Here is a 23,935-nt window from a genome sequence, read left to right as displayed (position 1 = left end):
AGATGTAGGTTTAGGAATTAATCCTCCTAAAAATTATTATGCAGATGTAATGATTAGTGCTTTTTTATGGAAAAATTATTTTGGTGAAAATGCAAAAAATAATGGTATTAGGACAATGGTATCTTCTTGGAATAAAATTAAACCTAATACTATACCTAGTTTAGCAAAAGCAGGTGGTAATTATTTATCCTCATTCTTAATAAGTAGTGAAGCACGAAGAAATGGATATGATGAAGGAATAGCACTAGATAGTTTAGGTTTTGTGTCCGAAGGATCCGGAGAAAATATATTTATTATTAAAAATAATATTTTATTCACTCCTCCATTAACTTCATCTATTTTACCAGGAATTACAAGAGATTCAGTTATAAAAATAGCACAAAATATTAATTTAAAAATAAAAGAATCATTAATATTAAGAGAATTTATATATTTAGCTGATGAAATATTTTTAACAGGAACAGCAGCTGAAATTATTCCTGTCTGTAGTATAGATGATATATTAATAAATAATGGTAAAAAAGGGAAAATTACACAAAAAATACAAGAAGAATTTTTATATTTATTTACGGGAAAAATAAAAGATAAATGGAATTGGTTAGATCATATAAATTTATAATAATTAATTATTAAAAAAAAGCGAGAAATATGCCTACTTATCGTTCATTTACCACAACTAAAGGTCGTAATATGGCAGGAGCTCGCTCTCTTTGGAGAGCGACAGGTATGAATAATGAAGATTTTAATAAACCAATTATTGCTATAGTTAATTCTTTTTCAGAATTTGTTCCTGGACATATACACTTACAAAAATTAAGTAAAATAATTTCTAAGGAAATAAAAAAAAAAGGAGCTGTCCCAAAAGAATTTAATACAATAGCTATTGATGATGGTATAGCTATGGGACATAATGGTATGTTATATTCTTTACCTTCTAGAGAACTTATTGCTGATTCAATAGAATATGTTATAAATGCTCATTGTGTAGATTCGATGATTTGTATATCTAATTGTGATAAAATTACTCCAGGAATGTTAATGGCTAGCTTACGTTTAAATATACCTACTGTATTTATATCAGGCGGACCAATGGAAGCTGGAAAAATTATAAACATTAATAAAAAAATTACTAAAATTAATTTAGTTGATGCAATGATTGAATCAGCTGATTTAAAAAAAACAGATAATTATATTCAAGAAATAGAACTTAATGCATGTCCAACATGTGGTTCTTGTTCAGGAATGTTTACAGCTAATTCAATGAATTGTATAGTAGAAGTTTTAGGTTTAGCATTACCAGGTAATGGTTCTTTACTATCTACGCATAAAAATCGTAAAAAATTATGTATAAAGTCAGCACATAAAATAGTAGAAATTACAAAAAAATATTATGAAAATAATAATATTAATTTTTTACCCAGAAATATTGCAAATCAAGAATCTTTTGAAAATGCAATTATGTTAGATATTGCTATGGGTGGATCTACAAATACGATTTTACATATGTTAGCTTTAGCTCAAGAAACGAATATAAATTTTAACCTCAAAACAATAGATAAATTATCAAAAAAAATACCTTGGTTGTGTAAAGTTTCTCCTAGTACAAATAAATTTTATATGGAAGATTTTCATAGAGCTGGTGGAGTTATAGGAATTTTAGGAGAATTAAATAGAATAGGATTAATACATGAAAATACTAAAAATATCTTAGGATTAACAATAAAAGAAACAATAAAAAAATATGACATAATGATTAATAAAGATTTAAAAATAAAAAATTTTTTTTCTTCTGCTCCAGGAAATATTAAGACTACCAAGCCTTTTTCACAAAATAGAATATGGAATAATTTAGATAATAATAGAAAAAAAGGTTGTATACGTTCATATAAATATGCATTTAGCAAAGATGGAGGATTAGCTGTTTTATATGGTAATCTTGCTAAAAATGGATGTGTTGTAAAAACAGCTAGTGTAGATAAAAAATTACTAATTTTTACAGGAAAAGCTAAAGTATATGAAAGTCAGGAATCAGCAATATATGCAATTTTAAATAAAAAAATTTTTCCAGGTGAAATCGTTGTAATAAGGTATGAAGGGCCAAAAGGAGGACCAGGAATGCAAGAAATGTTATATCCTACTTCCTATTTAAAATCAATGAAATTAAATAAAAATTGTGCTTTAATTACTGATGGAAGATTTTCAGGTGGTACTTCTGGGTTATCTATAGGACATATTTCTCCTGAAGCAGCAAATAAAGGTATGATAGCATTAATAAAAAATGGGGATATTATTAAAATTAATATACCAAATAGATCTATAATACTAGATGTACCAAATAATATTCTAATAGATAGAATAAAAATAGAAGAACAGAGAAAACATTTAGCCTATACTCCTAAATTAAAAAGAAAAAGAAAAATTTCTTTTGCATTAAAAGCATATGCATATTTAGTAACTAGTGCTGATAAAGGTGCTGTTAGAGATAAAAATAAGTTAGATATTTATAAATAAAAATTTAAATTTAAATATTTTAAATAATAAATCAATTTTGAAATTAATTTATCTTAAATTATATAATAAATTAATTTATAAAAATAAAATATAATTTATTCAGTATAAACTATGTATAAGTTTTCTTAAATAAATGATAAAATAATATTCATTTATATTTAATAAATATTTTTTTAAAAATATTTACTAAACTAATTAAATATTAATTTATATATTAAATAGGATTATTTTAATGAAAAATTATTTTAATAGTTTAAATTTTCGTAGAAAATTAAAGAATTTACAAAAATGTAGATTAATGCAACCTAATGAATTTATACAAAGTATAAATGATTTAAAAAATAAAAAAATTGTTATTATAGGATGTGGATCTCAAGGGTTAAATCAAGGATTAAATATGAGAGATTCTGGATTAAATATATCTTATGCTTTAAAAAACGAATCTATAAAAAATAAAAATGAATCTTGGCAAAGAGCTTATATGAATAATTTTGTAATTGGTTCATATAAAGAATTAATACCTACTGCAGATTTAATAATTAATTTAACTCCTGATAAAAATCATCATAATGTTTTAAAAAAAATTAAACATTTAATAAAAGAAAAAGCTACATTAGGTTATTCTCATGGTTTTAATATTATAGAAGAAGGAGAGATTATTCCTAAAAATATTTCGGTAATTATGGTTGCACCAAAATGTCCAGGAACAGAAGTAAGAGAAGAATTTAAAAGAGGTTTTGGTGTTCCAGCTTTAATTGCTGTTCATCAAAATTATGATAATAATAATTCTGGATTTAAAATAGCCAAAGCTTGGGCAGTAGCTATTGGTAGTCATAAAGCTGGAGTATTAGAATCATCTTTTATTGCAGAAGTTAAATCTGATTTAATAGGAGAACAAACAGTTTTATGTGGAATGTTACAAACAGCATCTATCTTATTATTTGATAAATTATTAGAATTTAATATTAATTCATCATATGCTTCACAATTTATTCAATTTGGATGGGAATATGTTACTGAAGCCTTAAAACAAGGAGGTATTAGTTTAATGATGGATAGATTAAATAATTTTAATAAAATACGTTCTTATGAATTATCTTTAATTTTAAAAAAATTATTAAAACCCTTATTTAAATTACATATTGATAATATAATTTCAGGAAAATTTTCTCAAGATCTTATAAAAGATTGGGAAAATAATAATCAAAATTTAAAGAAATGGAGAGAAATATATAAAAATAATAATTTTGAAAAAATTAAAATTACAAAAAATAATTATGTAAGTGAAAAAGATTATTTTAATAAGGGTATTTTTATGACTGCTCTTATTAAGAGTAGTATTGAATTAACATATGAATTAATGATAGAATCAGGAATATCACCTGCATCTGCATATTATGAATCATTACATGAATTACCTTTAATTGCTAATACTATTTCAAGAAAAAAATTATATGAAATGAATAAAGTTATATCTGATACAGCTGAATATGGTAATTATTTATTTACAAATCATGCTATTCCTTTATTACAAAAATTTATGAAAAATCTTACAAAAGAAGATTTAGGTATTATAAAAATTAAGGATAAATTTATAAATAATATTTATTTACGTGATGTAAATTATAATATTAGAAATCATCCTATTGAAAAAATAGGTTATGTTTTAAGAAGTTATATGACTCATATGAAAACTTTAATTAAATAAAAAAAGATATACTCTCTTTTTAAAAAGAGAGTAATTTTAAATATTATTATTTTTTTTAATATTAATTATTATAATTAATATATTATTTAATTTTAATATTATCTTTTATTTTATATATATAAATATCTTTATATTTTTATTTTTATACATTTCTTTTAAAATCTTTTATTAAATTAAAAATTTAATATACAAATTTTATATTATAAAATTTGTATATTAAATAATAAAAATATATTTATTATGTAATAAATTTTTATTTAAAATTTATATTTATTATAAATTATGGAGCATAATTTGAATAATAAAGCAATATTAGTTATGGAAGATGGAACTAAATTATTTGGTAAATCTATAGGTATAGATGGAATAGTTATAGGAGAAATAGTATTTAATACAGCAATTACTGGTTATCAAGAAATAATTACTGATCCTTCATATTATAAACAAATTGTTACTTTAACATATCCTCATATTGGTAATACAGGTATTAATTTGGAAGATAATGAATCATCAAAAATTTATTTAAAAGGACTTATTATTAATCATTTATCAAAAATAGCAAGTAATTATCGTAGTACAGAAGAATTAGGACCATTTTTAAAAAAAAATAATGTTGTTGCTATTGAAGGAATAGATACTCGTTATTTAACAAGATTAATACGTGATAAAAAAATAAAAAAAATAGCATTAATATCTACTAAAAAAAAAATTAATTTTAAAAATATTATAAATAAAATTAATAAATTTCATGGATTAAAAGGATTAAATTTAATAAAAGAAATTACAACAAAAGCAAATTATTCATGGATACAAGGAAGTAAAAATTATAAATCAGTAAAATTACATAAAAATTCTATACATATTTTAGCTTTTGATTTTGGTATTAAAACAAATATATTAAAAATATTTATAGATAAAAAATGTAAAGTTACTGTTATTTCTGCTTTTACTAGTTATGAAGAAATAATATTATTAAATCCAGATGGTATTTTTTTATCTAATGGTCCTGGAGATCCTACTCCATGTCTTTATATTATTAATAATATAAAAAAAATTTTAAAAACAAATATTCCAATTTTTGGTATTTGTTTTGGACATCAAATATTAGCTCTGGCAAATGGAGCTAAGATTAAAAAAATGGATGTAGGACATCATGGAAGTAATCATCCTGTAAAAGATCTAGCAAATAATAAAGTCTTCATTACGACTCAAAATCATCAATTTACTATTGATAAAAATAATCTTTCTAAAAATTTAAGAATTACACATATATCATTATTTGATAATACTATACAGGGAATTCATTGCATTAAACAATCTGCTTTTAGCTTTCAAGGACATCCTGAAGCAAGTCCAGGACCACATGATACATCTATTTTATTTGATTATTTTATAAAATTAATTAAAAAATATCGTATAATAAAATATAAGAGATTATAAAAATGCCAAAACGTACTGATATAAAAAATATTATGATTTTAGGAGCTGGTCCCATTATTATTGGACAAGCTTGTGAATTTGATTATTCTGGTACTCAAGCATGTAAAGCTTTAAAAGAAGAAGGTTATAATGTAATTTTAGTTAATTCTAATCCTGCTACTATTATGACTGATCCTGATATCGCTAATATTACTTATATAGAACCTATGGATTGGAAAATAATTGCTAGAATTATAGAAAAAGAAAAACCTAATGCTATTTTACCTACTATGGGAGGACAAACTGCACTAAATTGTGTTTTAAATTTACATAAAAATAATATTTTAAAAAAATATAATGTTGAAGTAATTGGGATTACAATAGATAGCATAAATAAAGCAGAAAATCGTTTTATTTTTTCAAATATTATAAAAAAATTAGGTTTAAATATACCCATTTCTTATACTATTCATAATATTGATGAAGCAATAAATTGTGTTAAAAAAATTGGTTTTCCGTGTATTATTAGGCCATCATTTACTATGGGTGGAAGTGGAGGAGGAATTGCACATGATTTTAAAGAATTTAAAAAAATTTGTAAAAATGGATTAAATTTATCTTTTAATCATGAATTAATTATTGATGAATCTTTAATTGGATGGAAAGAATATGAAATGGAACTCATAAGAGATAAAAATAATAATTGTATTATTATTTGTTCTATTGAAAATTTAGATCCTATGGGAATTCATACAGGAGATTCAATTACTATTGCACCAGCACAGACTTTATCAGATAAAGAATATCAAATAATGAGAAATGCGTCTATATCTATATTAGAACATATAGGTATACAATCTGGAGGAGCAAATGTACAATTTGCTGTAAATCCTATTACAGGTAAATTAATAGTTATTGAAATGAATCCTCGTGTTTCACGTTCTTCTGCATTAGCTTCTAAAGCAACAGGTTTTCCTATCGCTAAAATATCTACAAAATTATCTATTGGTTATACATTAGATGAATTAGTAAATGATATAACAAGTAATAATATTACAGCTGCTTTTGAGCCATCTATTGATTATGTAGTAACTAAAATACCTAGATTTAATTTTGAAAAATTTCATAATGTAAATAATAAATTAACAACACAAATGAAATCAATAGGAGAAATTATGTCTATAGGTAGATCATTTCAAGAATCAATACAAAAAGCATTATGTAGTTTAGAAATCGGTATTAATGGTTTTACTCCTAAAATAAATTTAAAAAAAAATAAAAAAAATATTAATTTAATTATACAAGAATTAAAAAAACCAGGACCAGATCGAATAAGATTTATTGCCGATGCTTTTAGAATAAAGATATCTATTAAAAAAATATATAATTATTCAAAAATAGATATGTGGTTTTTATATCAAATAAAAAATTTAGTTAATATTGAAAATAAAATAAAAATATTAGGTATTAAATGTTTATATAATAAAAAATATTTATATAAATTAAAAAAAAAGGGATTTTCTGATGGAAGATTATCTAATCTTATTAATGTAAGTGAACAAACAATAAGAAATCTAAGATATAAATATAATATTCATCCAGTATATAAAAGGGTAGATACATGTTCTGCTGAATTCAAAACTAATACTGCATATATATATTCCACATATGAAACAGAATGTGAAGCTAATCCTACTGATAACAAAAAAAAAATTATTATTTTAGGAAGTGGACCAAATAGAATAGGACAGGGTATTGAATTTGATTATTGTTGTGTTCATGCATCGATGATATTACGACAAAATAACTTTGAAACAATTATTATTAATTGTAATCCAGAAACTGTTTCTACTGATTACGATATTTCAGATCGTTTATATTTTGAACCTATTACTTTAGAAAGTATTTTAGAAATTGTTAGAATAGAAAAACCTAAAGGAATTATAGTTCAATATGGAGGCCAAACTCCTTTAAATTTAGCTCAATCATTAGAAAATGAAGGAGTTAATATTATAGGTACAAGTCCATCTGATATTGATATTGCTGAAGATAGAAAAAAATTTCAATATATTATTAATTCTTTAAAATTAAAACAATCTTTGAATTATGTAGTAAAAAATTTAGATAAAGCTTTAGAAAAAGCAAAAATAATTGGTTATCCTATTATAGTTAGACCTTCATATGTTTTAGGTGGAAAATTTATGGAAATAATATATGATAAAAAAGAATTAAAAAATTATTTTTTATTAAAAAATAAGAAAAATAATTCTGTTTTAATAGAAAAATTTTTAAATGATTCGATAGAAGTAGATGTAGATGCTATTTGTGATAGAAAAAATGTTTTTATAGGTGGTATTATGGAACATATTGAACAAGCAGGAATACATTCTGGAGATTCTGCTTGTTCTTTACCTACTCGTACTTTAAGTAAAGAAATTTTAAATGAAATTCGTTATCAAACTAAAAAAATAGCTATAAAAATTAATGTATGTGGATTAATAAATATACAATTTGCTATTAAAAAAAAAGAAATTTATTTAATAGAAGTTAATCCTAGAGCATCTAGAACTATTCCTTTTATTTCTAAAGCAATAAATATTCCATTAGCAAAAATAGGAGCATTAATAATGGTAGGAAAATCTTTATCTAGTTTAAATATTATAAAAGAAATTATTCCACCATATTTTTCTGTTAAAGAAGTTGTATTACCTTTTAATAAATTTGATAATATAGATCCTATTTTAGGACCAGAAATGAGGTCTACAGGAGAAGTTATGGGTATTGGTAATTCTTTTTCTGAAGCATTTTATAAAACGATGTTAGGAACTAAAACTTCTATTCATAGAAATGGTATTATATTAATATCTATTAAAAATAAAGATAAAAAATTTATTATTCCATTAGTTAAAAAATTAATAAATTATGGTTTTAAAATTGAAGCTACATATGGAACAGCAAAATTTTTACAAAAAGCTAAATTATTAATTAAAATTGTTAGAAAACCAAAAGAAAATATTCCTAATATAATTAATTTTATAAAAAATAAAAGATATACTTATATTATTAATACTGCAGAAAAAAAACAATCTATTCAAAATTCTAAATCAATACGTATTTCAGCTTTACAAAATAATATTTATTATAATACTACCATTAATGGAGCTATCGCTACAATAAATGCAATAAAACATGAATTTAAAAACCAAATATTTTCTTTACAAGAAAGACACAAACAATTATTAAAAATATAATTATTATTATCATAATATATACAAATAATTATATATAAAATAAAATTTTTTATAAATAAAATGTTAAATTCTAAAAAATCTTTTAATTTAAATAAAAAAAATGACTTTAATAAAAAATTAAAATTAATTAATTTAAGTGATTTACAATTAATCATTATTAAAGGTCCTGATAATAAAATTTTTTTACAAAATCAGTTAACGATTAATATAAATGAATTAGACAATAATATTAAATTTTTTAATGCTCTTCATTGTAATTCACAAGGAAAAGTATTAATAAATATGTATATTTATAAAGATTTTGATAATAATTATCAATGTATTATAAAAAAAAATATAGTTAAAAAATACTTAATAGATATTAAAAAATATACATTAATATATAATATTAAAATTATTTTAAATCTTAAAAATAATTTCTTTGGATTATCAGGGGGGAATTTAGAAAATTTTATGTCAAAAATATTTAAAAGTAATGATTTTTTTTTAAAAGAAAAATCTTTATTTTTTATAAAGGAATATATTATATTAAAATTTTTTAATTTTTCTAATTATTATTTTATAATTTTATCAAAAAAAAGTTCTAATTTTTTTATTAAAAATTTTTTTATTAAAAATAAAATTAATATATCTAATTTTAATTACTGGCTTAAATTTAATATGGAAATAGGATATCCTATTATTGATAATATTAATAATTGTAATTTATTTTTACCACAACAAATTAATATGGAAAAATTTAATGCAATTAATTACAATAAAGGTTGTTATTTAGGACAAGAAATAATTAGTAGTTTTAAATTTAGAAATAAAAAAAATAAAGGATTATTTTTATTAGAAGGAAAAACAAATTTTGTACCTTTATATAATGATTTATTAGAATTTAAAAATAACATTATAAATAAATGGGAAATTATAAAAGGAAGTAGAATTTTAAAATCCTTAAAAATAAAAAAAAATATAATTTGGATACAAGTTATTTTAAAAAATAATATCTTAAAAAATTCTTTAATTAGATTTAATAAAGATAAAAAAAATATTTTTTTTATTATAAAAAAATTTGAATAATTATAAAAAATTATTTTCTAAAAATGTTATATTAATAATATATTTTTTAAAATATAATTATATTTTGATTCTAAAAATTATATATTTTTTATTTACATAAATAAAAGATGTGTAAAGTATAAAATTTTAATATTATTATTTTTAATTATAAAAGGTTTAAATAAAATGAGAAAAATAACTATTTTTTTTATAATCATAATTATAACTAATATCTGTAATATTGCAAATGCTGAATCTAATAATAATTATTGGTATTTTGGTCCTAAAATAGGATGGTCGCAATTTAATAATATTAAATTATTTGGTAAAGATATAAATCATATATCTTATAGTAATTTTAATTATATGAGTCCTGGATTTTTTTTTGGATATCAAGAAAATAATTTTTTAAGTTTTGAAATGGGATTTGATTGGTTAGGTACAATTAAACAAAATATTCAAAATCAAAATATTAAAAATTTTTTTGAATCTAAGGGATTACAATTAAGTACTAAAATTAAATTTCCTATATATAAAAAATTATCTTTATATAGTCGTTTTGGTGGTTTTTTTGCTAAAACAACTAATAAACAAAGTAATGATGATAGAAAAATTGATAGATTATATTATAGTGTTTCTCCATTATTTGCTTTTGGAGGAGAATATAAAATAAATAAAAATTGGTCATCTCGATTAGAATATCAATGGGTAAAAAATATTGGAAATAAAAATATTTTTAATTTAGGACAAAAAACAAATAATTCTATTTTTAGTATAAGTATATTTTATCAATTTATTAATAAACATCAACATCAACATCAACATCAATATCGTTTACCATCAATAAGAAATTTTATAAATAATATAAAAAATAAAAAAAATAATAATTTTGAAAAAAAACATTTAGTATATAAAGTATTTTTTAATTTTGATGATTTTAATCTTCATAAAGAAGCAAAAAAAACATTAGATAAAATTATTAATGATAATAAAAAAAATAATAAAAAATTTTTAAATACTGAATTATTAGTATTAGGACACTCTGATATTTTAGGAGAAAAAACTTATAATAAATCTTTATCTCAGAAAAGAGCTGAAAAAGTAATTGAATATTTAAATTCTAAAAAAAATAATAATTTTTGTAAAAAAATTATTGTTAAAGGTTTAGGTAGTTTACCCATTAATAAAAATTGTATATTAATAAAAAATTATAAACTTTTAAAAAAATGTTTAGTTTTAGATCGTTATGTTGAAATAAAATTTCTTAAAAATTATAAAACTTATAAATTTCATTTTAATAATAATTTATTGTATGATAATAATTTTAAAATTATTTATATATTTAGTAATTGTAAAAAATAATTTTTTATTTTTTTATTTATTTAAATAAAAAGTATAATTTATAAAATAAATTAGATTTTTTTAAACTATTATTTAAGCAATAGTATATACATTTTAGTAATTATGTTTTAATAAATAGATACAAACATGAAAAAATTTTACATGTTTGTATTTCTATTTTTAGATAAACTAAAATACGAAAATATAATTTTAATTTTTTATAAAAAATGCCCGAAGGTGGAATTGAACCACCGACACGGGGATTTTCAGTCCACTGCTCTACCAACTGAGCTATCCGGGCAAAATAATTATACAAACATGCTAAAAATTAATATGTATTATGCCAATATTTATAATAAAACGTCAATATTTTTATGTTAAAATTAGATAATAATTAAATTATAATTTTATTTTTAAAAAAATCTTAAGTAAAATACTTATATAAGTAAGTAGTTATTAATAAAACAAATATTTTAATATAAATAATTTTTTTATTAAAAAATAAAAATTTTTTAAAAGACCTTGAAAGATATAAAATATGTCCTTATCTTTCAAGTCACATTAATCAAAATAAATTAGAACTAGTTTATAAAATATTGACTAAACTTCTTAAAAGGAGAATTATTAAATGAATATTCGTCCATTACATGATCGTGTTATTGTAAGAAGAAAAGAAGTTGAATCTAAATCTGCAGGTGGAATTGTTTTAACAGGATCTGCTGCAGGAAAATCTACTCGAGGGGAAGTATTAGCAGTAGGAAGAGGACGTATTTTAGATAATGGAACAGTGAAACCATTAGATGTCAAAAAAGGTGATATAATTATTTTTAATGATGGTTATAGTGTAAAAACAGAAAAAATTGATAATGAAGAAATTTTAATAATGTCTGAAAGTGATATTTTAGCTATTGTTAAATAATAAAATTATCATGAAATAAAATAAATATAAAAAATATGTTTAATTTAATATGAAAATGAATTAAGGGATATTAAAAATGGCAGCTAAAGACGTAAAATTTGGTAATGACGCACGTGTAAAAATGTTACGAGGTGTAAACGTACTAGCAGATGCAGTTAAGATTACTCTTGGACCTAAAGGTAGAAATGTAGTATTAGATAAATCATTTGGAGCTCCAGCTATAACTAAAGATGGAGTAACAGTTGCTAGAGAAATAGAATTAGAAGATAAGTTTGAAAATATGGGAGCACAAATGGTTAAGGAAGTTGCTTCTAAAGCTAATGATGTAGCAGGTGATGGTACAACTACGGCGAGTGTATTAGCTCAATCTATCGTTAGTGAAGGGTTAAAAGCAGTTGCTGCTGGTATGAATCCTATGGATTTAAAAAGAGGTATAGACAAAGCTGTTATAGCAGCTGTTGAAGAATTAAAAATTATTTCAGTTCCTTGTTCTAATTCAAAATCTATAGCTCAAGTAGGAACTATTTCTGCAAATGCAGATGAAACTGTAGGTGATTTAATTGCTCAAGCAATGAAAAGAGTTGGTAAAGAAGGAGTTATTACAGTTGAAGAAGGAACTGGATTACAAGATGAATTAGACGTAGTAGAAGGTATGCAATTTGATAGAGGATATTTATCACCTTATTTTATTAATAAATCAGATTCAGGTACCGTAGAACTTGATAATCCATATTTACTTTTAGTTGATAAAAAACTTTCAAATATCAGAGAAATTTTACCTATTTTAGAAATAGTTGCAAAATCAAGTAAATCATTATTAATTATAGCTGAAGACGTTGATGGAGAAGCATTAGCAACTTTAGTTGTTAACACTATGCGTGGTGTAGTAAAAGTTTCTGCAGTAAAAGCACCTGGTTTCGGAGATCGTCGTAAATCTATGTTACAAGATATTGCTATACTTACAGGTGGTAATGTTATTTCAGAAGAAATTGGTTTAGAATTAGAAAAAGCTACATTAGATGATCTTGGACAAGCTAAACGTATAGTTATTAATAAAGATACAACAACAATTATAGATGGTATGGGTAAACAAGAAAATATTTCAGGACGAGTAAATCAAATAAGACAACAAATAGATGAAGCAACTTCTGATTATGATCGTGAAAAACTTCAAGAAAGAGTAGCTAAATTAGCAGGAGGAGTTGCGGTATTAAAAGTTGGTGCAGCTACAGAAGTAGAAATGAAAGAAAAAAAAGCTAGAGTAGAAGATGCATTACATGCTACTAGAGCTGCTGTAGAAGAAGGTGTTGTAGCTGGTGGAGGAGTAGCTTTAGTACGTGTAGCAGCAAAATTAATGAATTTAACTGGTCAAAATGAAGACCAAAACATGGGTATAAAAGTAGCATTAAGGGCAATGGAAGCACCTTTACGTCAAATAGTTTCTAATGCTGGAGAAGAACCATCAGTAGTAGCAAATAATGTTAAGGATGGTCATGGTAATTATGGATATAATGCTGCAAATGAAGAATATGGAGATATGATTAAATTTGGTATTCTAGATCCAACTAAGGTTACAAGATCAGCTTTACAATATTCTGCATCTGTAGCAGGACTTATGATTACTACAGAATGTATGGTTACAGATTTACCAAAAGATGAAAAATCAGAAATATCTAATACACCTCCAGGTGGAATGGGTGGTGGTATGGGTGGTATGATGTAATTTATTAAATTAATAAAATAAGAAATTATTATTTAAAATTTTAATATAAAATATTATAAATTTATTAATCTGCTAATATATAGCTGTGCATTTATTTAGGGCACAGCTTTTTATTTTTTATTTAATATAAATTTGATTTTTTTCCCCATTAATATCCTTTATTAATTTAGGAACTAAAAATCCAGATAAAAATGGTAATATTTTTTTCATAATTTTTTTCGCTTTATTTTCTGAAACATTAAAATGTTTACTACCTTCTACTTTATCTAATAAATGTAAATAATATGGAATTATACCAATATTAAATAAATTATTACTTAATTTAATTAAAGTTTTATAATTATCATTAATATTTTTTAATAAAACACTTTGATTTAAAATAGTAATACCTTTCTCTTTAAGAAGATAAATTTTATTAAATAAATTTTCACTAATTTCATTTGAATGATTAATATGTGTAACAAGTATTATGTTTAATCTACATTTACTAAAAATTTTTATTAAATTATTAGTAATTCTTTCAGGAATAATAGAAATTATTCTAGTATGTATTCTTAATATCTTAATATGAGATATATTTTCAATATCTTTAATTAATAGATTAATTTTATAATCGTTTATGATTAATGGATCTCCTCCTGAAAAAATAACTTCATTTATTTCTTTATGTTTTTTTATATAGTTAATTATTTTTATCCAATCATATTTTTTTATTGAATTAATTTTTTTAATTTTTTTACGAAAACAGTATCTACAATGTACTGCACAAATTCCTGTTATTAATATTAATACTCTATTATAATATTTATGTATCATTCCCGGAATAATATAATTTTCGTTTAATGGATTACTATTATATTTTTTATGAAAAATTAATTCATTTTTATTAAAAATGAATTGTAATAAAATAGGATCTCTATAATTTTTTTTTTCTATTTTTTTAATAAAAATTTTAGGTATTTTTATTTTAAAAGATATATTTTTTTTTTTACATAAAAACTGTTTAATATTTTGTTTTTTTATTTTTGTTATTTTTATAAGATCAAAATTATTATTAATAGTATTTTTTAATTGTTTTAACCATAATTTTTTCATAGAATTATTTCATATTTTTAAAATTATATTATTATAAATTAAAATCTTTTTTTCAAAAAAGGTAAAATATTAATGATTAATTATTATAGTAATAATTTTAGAATTGGTATGAAATTTATATTTTCTAATCAACCTTACATTATAGAAAATAGTGAATTTGTAAAACCAGGTAAAGGACAATCCTTTGTAAGAATTAAAATGAGGAATTTAATTAATGAAAAATTAATTGATAAAACATTTAAATCTACTGATAAATTAAATACTGCAGATATTTTAGAAAAAAAATTAATTTATTTATATAATGAAAAAGAAGATTTTTTTTATTTTATGAATAAAAATAATTTTGAACAAATTATACTTGATAAAAAAGTTATTAAAAATAAAAAAAAATGGTTAATATCTCAATTTAATTATAATATAACATTTTGGAATCAATTACCTATATTTTTAACATTACCAAATTTTATTAATCTAAAGATAATTAATACAAATTTAATATCAAAAAAAGGAGATACAATAAATAATAATAATAAATTAGCAGTAATAAGTAATAAAGAAGTAATAAAAGTTCCAAATTTTATCAAAATTGGAGATATTATTAAAATTGATATAAGAAAAAAAAAATATGTCTCTCGTATTAAATAACAAATAATATTAAAAATAATAATTATATGAAAAAATTTAATGGATTACCTAATATTAATATTAATTCTTTAATAAAACGTTTTTTTATAATTAAAAAAATTAGAAATTTTTTTGATAAAAAAAAATTTATTGAAGTAGATACTCCTATATTAACACAATTTGAAAATACTAATGTTTTTTTAAAACAATTTAAAACAAATTTTATTCATTATAAAAAAAAAAAACAATATTTTTTAGTTACTAGTCCTGAATATCATATGAAAAGAATACTTTCATTAAAAATGAATAAATCAATATATCAAATATGTCATAGTTTTCGTAATGAAGAATTAGGTAAATATCATAATCCTGAATTTACTATGTTAGAATGGTATCACATTAATTATAATTTAAAACAATTAATAAATGAAGTTGATAATTTTTTTATAGAATTTGGTTTTAATAAATTAAAAAAATATTCTTATAAAAAAATTTTTTTAAAATATTTAAAAATAAATCCTTTTTTTATTAGTAAAAAAAAATTACTTTTTATTATTAAAAAATTAGGTTTTATTGATTTTAAAAAAAATGATGTAATTGACGATTATTTACAAATATTATTTGATTTATACATTGTACCTAAATTAGGATTTTTATCACCTGTGTTAATATATAATTTTCCTGCATCTCAAAAAACCACTGAAACTATTAATAAAAATAATTGTTTTTTAGCGAATAGATTTGAAATATTTTTTAAAGGGGTTGAATTAGGAAATGGATTTCATGAACTTAGAAATAGTTATGAACAAAAAAAAAGATTTAATCAAGATAATAAAAAACTTAAATTAATAGGATTACCCTGTAAAAAAATAGATTATTATTTATTAAAAGCTATGAAACATGGTATACCTGATTGTTCAGGAATGGCCATTGGCTTAGATAGATTTATTATGTTTTTATTAAAAAAAAAATCTATTCACGAAATTATTAATTTTTCTATAAATATATCTTAACATAAGATGTTTATTTCAAAATATTAAAACTAATCATTTTCTCATTTTTATTTTAATACTTTTTAAAATTTAAATTAAATTTTATTATTTTAATTATAAATAAAATAATAATTTTAACTTAAGTTAAAATAACTTATTACTTTATTTTTAAAATAAATTAAATTTTTTTATAAAAATTATTAATATATAGTTAATTTTTAAATTTAAATTTTATTTTTTATTTTTCGATATTAATCATATCAAAAATATTAATATTTTTTATAATATTATTAAATTTAATTAAAATTTTATTACTAAATTAAATAATATTCAAAATATAAAAATTGTTTTTCATTTAAAATAGATAATTTACATAAATTTTTTAAAATTATATTATTAAAAAAAATTTTTATAAATAAAATATATTATTTAAACTAAATATCTATATTTTATAATTAAATAAATTTTTTAAAAAGTATTTATCTAAAAAATTTTAATTTTTTTTATAAAATTAAATAATAAATATTTATAATTTTAAAAAAATTGATATTTATTTAATATTTAATTAATAATATTATTTTTTTTAAATTAAATAATAATTATTTTATTAATTATATTTAAATTTATTTAAATTTTCTTCATTAAGAATATTAGGATATTTGATTTCTTCATATTTATTTTATAAATTTTAATAAATAAAAATATTAAATAATTATTTATTATTAATATTTTTTATTAATATATAACTAAAAATTTATAAAAAATAGTTTAAATAATAAATATTATAAATATATTTTTTCTTATTTTATTAAAATTATTTTAATAAAATTTTATTTTTTCTAAAATTTTTAAATTTATAATTATTTATTCATTTTTAATTTAAGGATATTTTTTATGCAAGTAAATAATAATTTAATATGGTTAGATTTAGAAATGACAGGTCTTAATCCAAATAAAGATCATATAATTGAAATTTCTACTATAATTACTAATTATAACTTAAAAATTATAGCTATAGGACCTATAATACCAATATATCAAAATAAGATTATTTTAAATTTAATGAATAAATGGAATAAAAATATACATAAAAAAAATGGACTTATTAATAAAATTAAAAATAGTAAATTTAATGAAAAAAAAGCAGAATTATATACTTTAAATTTTCTAAAATTATGGATTAAACCACAAAGTTCACCTTTATGTGGTAATAGTATATATAAAGATAGAATTTTTTTATATAATTATATGCCTACATTAGAAAAATATTTTCACTATCGTAATATTGATGTAAGTACATTAAAAGAACTTATAAAAAAATGGAATCCTAATGTTTTTCTTAAATTAAAAAAAAAAAAACATCAACATAATGCATTTAATGATATATATCAATCAATAGAAGAATTAAGATTTTATAAAAATTATTTTTTTAAAAAAATAATATTTTAAATATCTATTGACAAATAAAATTATTATTTAATAATATTAATTATTATATTTAGTTATTTTGCGGGAATAGCTCAGTATGGTAGAGTACAACCTTGCCATGGTTGGGGTCGCGAGTTCGAATCTCGTTTCCCGCTTAATCTAATTATTTAATTATAAATATTTTTACTTTTTATATTATATTTATTAAATAATCTTTTAAATTAATTATTAATGTTTATTAAAATTTTACCAAAAAATGTTATTAAAAGAATAGCAGCTGGAGAAGTAATTGATAGACCAGCTACTGTAATTAAAGAATTAATTGAAAATAGTATTGATGCTAAAGCATCTCAAATAAATATTTTTGTAGAAAAAGGAGGTATAAAATTTATTTATATAAATGATAATGGTACTGGAATGAATAAAAAAAATTTAACTTTATGTATAAAAAAATATGCTACAAATAAAATTTATGATCTAAATGATTTAGATTCATTTAAAAGTTTTGGTTTTAGAGGAGAAGCTTTAACTAGTATAAAAGATATATCTAGAATGACTATAACATCTAAAACATTAAAACAAAAAATAGCATGGCAATTATATACAGAAGGGTTTAATAAAAAAATAATCTATTTAAAACCAATTTCTCATCCTGTAGGTACTACTGTTATTTTAACCGATCTTTTTTATAATTTTCCTGCAAGAAGAAAATACATTTCTAATGAAAGAATCGAATTTATATATATTAAAAATATAATTAAAAAAATTGTTTTAATAAAATTAAAAATAGGAATAAAATTTAAGTATAATAATAAAATTATTTATAATTTTAAACAGATAACAGATAATCTTTCTTATATAAATAGAGTAAATATTATATATGGTAAAAATTTTGTAAAAAATTCATTAGAAATTAATTCGACTTATAAAAAAATAAAATTATATGGATTATTAAATATATTTAATCAGAATAAAAATTCTGGTAATTTTAAATATTTTTATGTTAATAATCGTATTATACATACTAAATTAATTAACCGTATTATTCAAAAAATAATATTAAATAAATTTAGTAAAAATTATAAATATTCTTATTTAATTTATTTAGAAATAGAACCTAATTTAATTGATATAAATATTCATCCAAAAAAAATTGATGTATGTTTTTATAATATACAAATATTATATAATTTTATATATAAAAGTATTTTAAAAAAATTATGTAATAATTTAATAAATAAAATATGTAAAAATAATATTATTAATTATAATGATAATAATCAAGATGATGAATTAAAATTAGATAATTCAAAAGATTTTTTTATTCAAAAAAATTTTCCAAAAAAAACAAAATTTTTATTTAATAATATAGAACAAAAAAAATTAGTATATTTAGATAATATACCAATATTTAATTTTAAAAATTTTGGTAAATTTTTAATAATTTTAAAAAATACTTATATTATTGTTGAAAAAAATAATTTTTTATATTCTATTAAAATAGAAAAATTAATATTTTTATTATTAAACATAAAAATAAAATTACACTTAAAAAATAAAAATATTATAAAAAATATTCAAGTTAATATTAAAATAAAAATTAATAAAAAAGAGTATTTTTTTTTATATAAAATAAAAAATTTTTTACAAAAATTAGGATTTATCATTTTATTAAATAATGAATATAATATAAATATAACATGTATACCTATTTTTTCATCATTTTCTAATTTTAATATAAAAAATTTTTTTTTTGATTTATTAAAATATTTTTTAAATATAAAAAAAATTTTTTTAAAAGAAATTGTAGCATGGATTATTAATTATGTAATAAATATTTCTAAAATATGGAATTTTTATAATATAATAGATTTATTAATGGAATTGGAATTATTAAAATTAGAACAAAATAATTTTTCAATAAAAAAATTATTTTGTAAAATAAATATATAAATTATATTCATGAATAATAAAACTAAAAAATTACCTATTGCTATTTTTTTAATGGGAACAACAGCGTCTAAAAAAACTTATTTAGCTACTCGTTTAGCTAAAATTTTACCTATTGAATTAATCAGTGTAGATTCTTCTTTAATCTATAAAAAAATGAATATAGGAACAGATAAACCCCAAAAAACTGATTTTTTTTATGAAAAACATTGGTTAATTGATATTAAAGAACCTTATCAATCTTATTCTGTTATGGAATTTTATAATGATGTTTTAAATATTATGAATCAAATTACTAAAAAAGGTAAAATACCATTTTTAGTAGGAGGTAGTATGTTTTACTATAACAAATTAATAAATACTATGTCACCTTTACCTGCTTCAAATATTAATATTCGTAATATAATTAAGAAACAAATAAATAAAAAAATATATAACTCATATCATGATATGTTAAAAAAAATAGATTTTATTTCTGCAACAAAAATTCATTATAATGATAATCAAAGAAATTTAAGAGCTTTAGAAATATTTTTTTTAACAGGCAAAACTTTAAGTGAATTAATAAAAATTCCTGGGAAAAAAATTCCTTATAAAATATATCAATTTGGATTAACTTATTATGATCGTAATATATTATATAATAATATAGAAAAAAGAATTTTTAAAATGTTAAAATTAGGATTTGAAGAAGAAGTACGTTACCTTATTAAAAACAAGTATTTAAAAATGAATTTTCCCTCTATTCGTTGTATTGGATATAAACAAATGTTTTTGTATATATTAAATAAAATTAATTATAATGAAATGATAAAACAAACATTAATTGCAACACGACATTTAGCAAAAAAACAATTAACTTGGTTACGTCATTGGGAAAATATATATTTTTTTGATAGTAATGATATAAATAAAGCTTATAATTATATTCAAAAATTTATTAAAAAGAAGTTAAATTAAAATATTTAATATTTTATGATATATTTATTAATTATAAATAATTAATCGAAATAATATGGAAGATATTATATTTGGAATATATTCTATTATTAATGTTTTAAAAGAAAATCCTATTTCTTTAAAAAAAATATTTATTTTAAATAGTAAAAAAAAAACTAATAAAATTAAAGAATTATTATTTTATGCTAATAAACATAATATTAGTATACATAAAGTAAATAAAAAATGGTTAAATAAAAAAACTAATAATGGTATACATCAGGGATGTATTGGTTTAATCAATAAAATAAAATCTTTTAATGAAAAAGATATTATTAAAATAATAAGTATAACAAAAAAAATATTAATTTTAATTTTAGATAGGATAACAGATCCTCACAATTTTGGAGCATGCATAAGAAGTGCAGTTGCAGCTAAGGTTACTATGATTATTTTACCTAAAAATTCTTCAGTTAAAATAAATGCTACTGTTAAAAAAGTTTCCTGCGGAACATCAGAAAATATTCCTATTATTTTTGTAAAAAATATTCTCAACACTATTAAAATTTTAAAAAAATATAACATATTTATTATTGGTGCGGATAATAATCAAAAAAATAAAATTTTTTACAATTATAAATTATTTTATCCTATATGTTTAATAATGGGATCAGAAAATAAAGGAATAAAATCTATTATAAAAAAAAATTGCGATGAGTTATTTTCTATACCTATAAATAATAACGTAAATTCATTAAATGTTTCTGTAGCTACTGGAATTTTTTTATTTGAAATTATTAGACAAAATTATTTTTTATAATTGTAAAAAATTTTTATATTAATTATTGATAAAATATAAATTTAAAAATAATTTATTAATATTATTTATTCACACCTAAAAATTAGGAGTAGATTGTGCATAATCCTTTATTATCTCATTTTTTATTACCTCCTTTTAGTAAAATAACTAATAATTGTATGATTCCTGCAATTGAAATTACAATTAGTTTATGTAAAAAAAAAATAAAGAAAATTTTAGATGAAAATAAAAATAATTATAATTGGCAAAATTTTTGTCAACCAATATTAGAATTACATGAAAAATTATATCGTATTTTTTCTCCGATAAGTCATTTAAATTATGTATGTAATAATAAAGAAATAAGAAAAATTTATGAAGTTATTACAAAAATGATTATTAATTATAATATATGGATTCAACAAAATAAACAATTATATGATGCTTATATACAAATAAAAAATAATCAAAATAATTTAAATTTTCATAAATTAAAAATAAAATCTATTAATGATATAATACGTGATTTTAAATTATCAGGAATTTTATTAAATCAAGAAAAAAAAAAAAAATATTCTTTATTAGTAACATACTTATCAAAATTACAAAATAATTTTAATAATAATGTATTTGATAGTACTTTAAAATGGGAAAAAAATATAACAGATAAAAAAAAATTAACTGGAGTACCAAATTATATAATAAATATTATGGCTAAAAATGCTTTACAAAAAAATAAAACAGGATATCTAATTACTCTAGATGTGCCAATATATTTATCAATAATTACATATGCAAAAAATATAAATTTAAGAAAAAAAATATATTATAAATATAATACAAGGGCTTCTTCTATTAGTTCTATTAAATTAGATAATGAACCTATTATAATGAAAGAATTATCTTTAAGATTAAAATTATCAAATTTATTAGGATATAATTCTTATTCTGAACAATCTCTCATTACTAAATCAGCAAAAAAAATTAATAATGTTTTATCATTTTTATATAAATTAATTAAATTATCTAAAAAACAAGCAAAAAAAGAAGTATATGATTTAAAACAATTTATTAAAAAAAAATATAACATAATTAATATTAATCCATGGGATATAACTTTTTTTTCAGAAAAATATAAATTTTATTTATATGGCATTAATGATAATGATATACGTAATTATTTTCCAATTTCTTCAGTTATGAAAGGAATGTTTAAAATTGTAAAAAAAATATATGGTTTGTTATTTAAACAAAGAAAAATATCAGTTTGGAATAAAAATGTTATTTTTTTTGATGTTTTTAATTCTGACAATAAACTATATGGTAGTATATATTTTGATTTATATATTCGTTCAGAAAAAAGAAATGGTGCTTGGATGGATATATGCCAAACTAAAATGTTAAAAAATGATAAAACATTACAATATCCAGTAGCTTACGTAAATTGTAACTTTACTCCTTCAACAAATAATATTTTTTTATTAAATCATAACGAAATTTTAACTTTATTTCATGAATTTGGCCATGCTTTGCATCATATTACTTCGAAAATAGAAATACCAAATATATCAGGAATTAATGGAATTCCTTTAGATATAGTAGAATTTCCTAGCCAATTTATGGAATATTGGTGTTGGGAATTAAAATCATTAAAAATTCTTTCTAGTCATTATCAAAATAATGATAATCTACCTATAAATATAATGAATAAATTAATTTCATCTAAAAAATATAATGCTGCCTTATCTCTTATGCGTCAAATAGAATTAAGTTTATTTGATATAAAAATTCATAATGAGTTTAATCCTAAAAAAAATCATAATCAAATATTAGATTTAATAGAAAAAATTAGAAAAAATTTAATAACAATTATACCTATTCCTAAATGGAATAAATATACTAATGTATTTAATCATATTTTTGGTGGAGAATATGCAGCTGGATATTATAGTTATTTATGGTCAGAACAATTAGCTGCAGATTCCTTTTTTTATTTTAAAAAAAATGGATTATTTAATCCTATAATAGGGAAAAAATTTTTAGATAATCTTTTATCTTTAGGTAGTTCTCAAGATCCTATTATTTTATTTGAAAAATTTAGAGGTAGAAAATTAAATAGTAATGCTTTACTCTTACAAAGAGGTATTAAAATATAATAAATATATGCTTATTTATATTTATGTAAAATT

17 protein-coding genes and 2 tRNA genes are annotated in these 23,935 nt (G+C 19.4%); 17 read left to right on the top strand and 2 right to left on the bottom strand.

All coding sequences use genetic code 11. The annotated features are described in order from the left end of the window. From ilvE to GJT91_RS00890, 7 genes are all read left to right on the top strand, one after another. Positions 1 to 619, top strand: a 619-nt coding sequence (gene ilvE, locus GJT91_RS00920) for a branched-chain-amino-acid transaminase (RefSeq protein ID WP_168868388.1), incomplete at its 5' end; no start/stop codon positions are given. 29 nt (positions 620 to 648) lie between these two features. Further along, positions 649 to 2,511: a dihydroxy-acid dehydratase gene (gene ilvD, locus GJT91_RS00915; protein ID WP_168868387.1), complete on the top strand. Its 1,863-nt coding sequence runs from the start codon at positions 649 to 651 to the stop codon at positions 2,509 to 2,511. A gap of 232 nt (positions 2,512 to 2,743) precedes the next feature. Continuing rightward, a complete protein-coding gene (gene ilvC / locus GJT91_RS00910) occupies positions 2,744 to 4,219 on the top strand; it encodes a ketol-acid reductoisomerase (protein WP_168868386.1) in 1,476 nt (491 codons plus the stop codon). A gap of 294 nt (positions 4,220 to 4,513) precedes the next feature. Then, positions 4,514 to 5,659, top strand: coding sequence for a glutamine-hydrolyzing carbamoyl-phosphate synthase small subunit (carA, locus tag GJT91_RS00905; protein ID WP_211080617.1), 1,146 nt, complete (start codon positions 4,514 to 4,516; stop codon positions 5,657 to 5,659). A 2-nt stretch (positions 5,660 to 5,661) separates the two neighbouring features. Then, positions 5,662 to 8,889: a carbamoyl-phosphate synthase large subunit gene (gene carB, locus GJT91_RS00900; RefSeq protein WP_168868384.1), complete on the top strand. Its 3,228-nt coding sequence runs from the start codon at positions 5,662 to 5,664 to the stop codon at positions 8,887 to 8,889. Positions 8,890 to 8,949: 60 nt separating this feature from the next. Next, a complete protein-coding gene (gene ygfZ / locus GJT91_RS00895) occupies positions 8,950 to 9,957 on the top strand; it encodes a CAF17-like 4Fe-4S cluster assembly/insertion protein YgfZ (protein ID WP_168868383.1) in 1,008 nt (335 codons plus the stop codon). A 165-nt stretch (positions 9,958 to 10,122) separates the two neighbouring features. Then, positions 10,123 to 11,298: an OmpA family protein gene (locus tag GJT91_RS00890; protein WP_168868382.1), complete on the top strand. Its 1,176-nt coding sequence runs from the start codon at positions 10,123 to 10,125 to the stop codon at positions 11,296 to 11,298. A 207-nt stretch (positions 11,299 to 11,505) separates the two neighbouring features. On the opposite strand, the gene GJT91_RS00885 is transcribed toward GJT91_RS00890, so the two are convergent. Continuing rightward, positions 11,506 to 11,578, bottom strand: a tRNA-Phe gene (locus GJT91_RS00885). Positions 11,579 to 11,905: 327 nt separating this feature from the next. On the opposite strand from GJT91_RS00885, the gene GJT91_RS00880 reads away from it, so the two are divergent. Both GJT91_RS00880 and groL read left to right on the top strand, forming a co-directional pair. Beyond that, positions 11,906 to 12,196, top strand: coding sequence for a co-chaperone GroES (locus GJT91_RS00880; RefSeq protein WP_168868381.1), 291 nt, complete (start codon positions 11,906 to 11,908; stop codon positions 12,194 to 12,196). Positions 12,197 to 12,272: 76 nt separating this feature from the next. After that, on the top strand, positions 12,273 to 13,919 hold the full coding sequence (groL, locus tag GJT91_RS00875) for a chaperonin GroEL (RefSeq protein ID WP_168868380.1): 1,647 nt from the start codon (positions 12,273 to 12,275) through the stop codon (positions 13,917 to 13,919). 117 nt (positions 13,920 to 14,036) lie between these two features. Here the strand turns inward: groL and GJT91_RS00870 are convergent, their stop codons facing one another. Then, positions 14,037 to 15,014, bottom strand: coding sequence for a KamA family radical SAM protein (locus GJT91_RS00870; protein ID WP_168868379.1), 978 nt, complete (start codon positions 15,012 to 15,014; stop codon positions 14,037 to 14,039). Between the two features lie 72 nt (positions 15,015 to 15,086). Here GJT91_RS00870 and efp point away from each other — a divergent pair, with 72 nt between their 5' ends. The 8 genes from efp (at position 15,087) to GJT91_RS00830 (ending at position 23,902) form a co-directional block, all read left to right on the top strand. After that, positions 15,087 to 15,659 (top strand): elongation factor P, encoded by a 573-nt coding sequence (efp, locus tag GJT91_RS00865; RefSeq protein ID WP_168868378.1) that lies wholly within the window; start codon positions 15,087 to 15,089, stop codon positions 15,657 to 15,659. Positions 15,660 to 15,685: 26 nt separating this feature from the next. Then, the gene (epmA, locus tag GJT91_RS00860; RefSeq protein ID WP_168868377.1) at positions 15,686 to 16,651 is read left to right on the top strand and encodes an elongation factor P--(R)-beta-lysine ligase; all 966 of its coding nucleotides are present in this window, start codon (positions 15,686 to 15,688) and stop codon (positions 16,649 to 16,651) included. Between the two features lie 873 nt (positions 16,652 to 17,524). Continuing rightward, positions 17,525 to 18,079, top strand: a complete 555-nt coding sequence (gene orn, locus GJT91_RS00855) for an oligoribonuclease (RefSeq protein WP_168868376.1) — start codon at positions 17,525 to 17,527, stop codon at positions 18,077 to 18,079. Between the two features lie 60 nt (positions 18,080 to 18,139). Further along, positions 18,140 to 18,213 (top strand) — tRNA-Gly (locus GJT91_RS00850). Between the two features lie 76 nt (positions 18,214 to 18,289). Then, the gene (mutL, locus tag GJT91_RS00845) at positions 18,290 to 20,011 is read left to right on the top strand and encodes a DNA mismatch repair endonuclease MutL (RefSeq protein WP_168868375.1); all 1,722 of its coding nucleotides are present in this window, start codon (positions 18,290 to 18,292) and stop codon (positions 20,009 to 20,011) included. Positions 20,012 to 20,020: 9 nt separating this feature from the next. After that, positions 20,021 to 20,968, top strand: coding sequence for a tRNA (adenosine(37)-N6)-dimethylallyltransferase MiaA (miaA, locus tag GJT91_RS00840; protein ID WP_168868374.1), 948 nt, complete (start codon positions 20,021 to 20,023; stop codon positions 20,966 to 20,968). 55 nt (positions 20,969 to 21,023) lie between these two features. Beyond that, positions 21,024 to 21,767, top strand: a complete 744-nt coding sequence (gene rlmB, locus GJT91_RS00835; protein ID WP_168868373.1) for a 23S rRNA (guanosine(2251)-2'-O)-methyltransferase RlmB — start codon at positions 21,024 to 21,026, stop codon at positions 21,765 to 21,767. 95 nt (positions 21,768 to 21,862) lie between these two features. Further along, positions 21,863 to 23,902: a M3 family metallopeptidase gene (locus GJT91_RS00830; RefSeq protein ID WP_168868372.1), complete on the top strand. Its 2,040-nt coding sequence runs from the start codon at positions 21,863 to 21,865 to the stop codon at positions 23,900 to 23,902. Positions 23,903 to 23,935 lie beyond the last annotated feature (33 nt).

This window comes from Enterobacteriaceae endosymbiont of Donacia semicuprea (genome assembly GCF_012570535.1).
Classification (GTDB): domain Bacteria; phylum Pseudomonadota; class Gammaproteobacteria; order Enterobacterales; family Enterobacteriaceae.
Note: the sequence above shows the minus strand (reverse complement) of the source record. Positions and strands in the feature narration are given on the sequence as shown.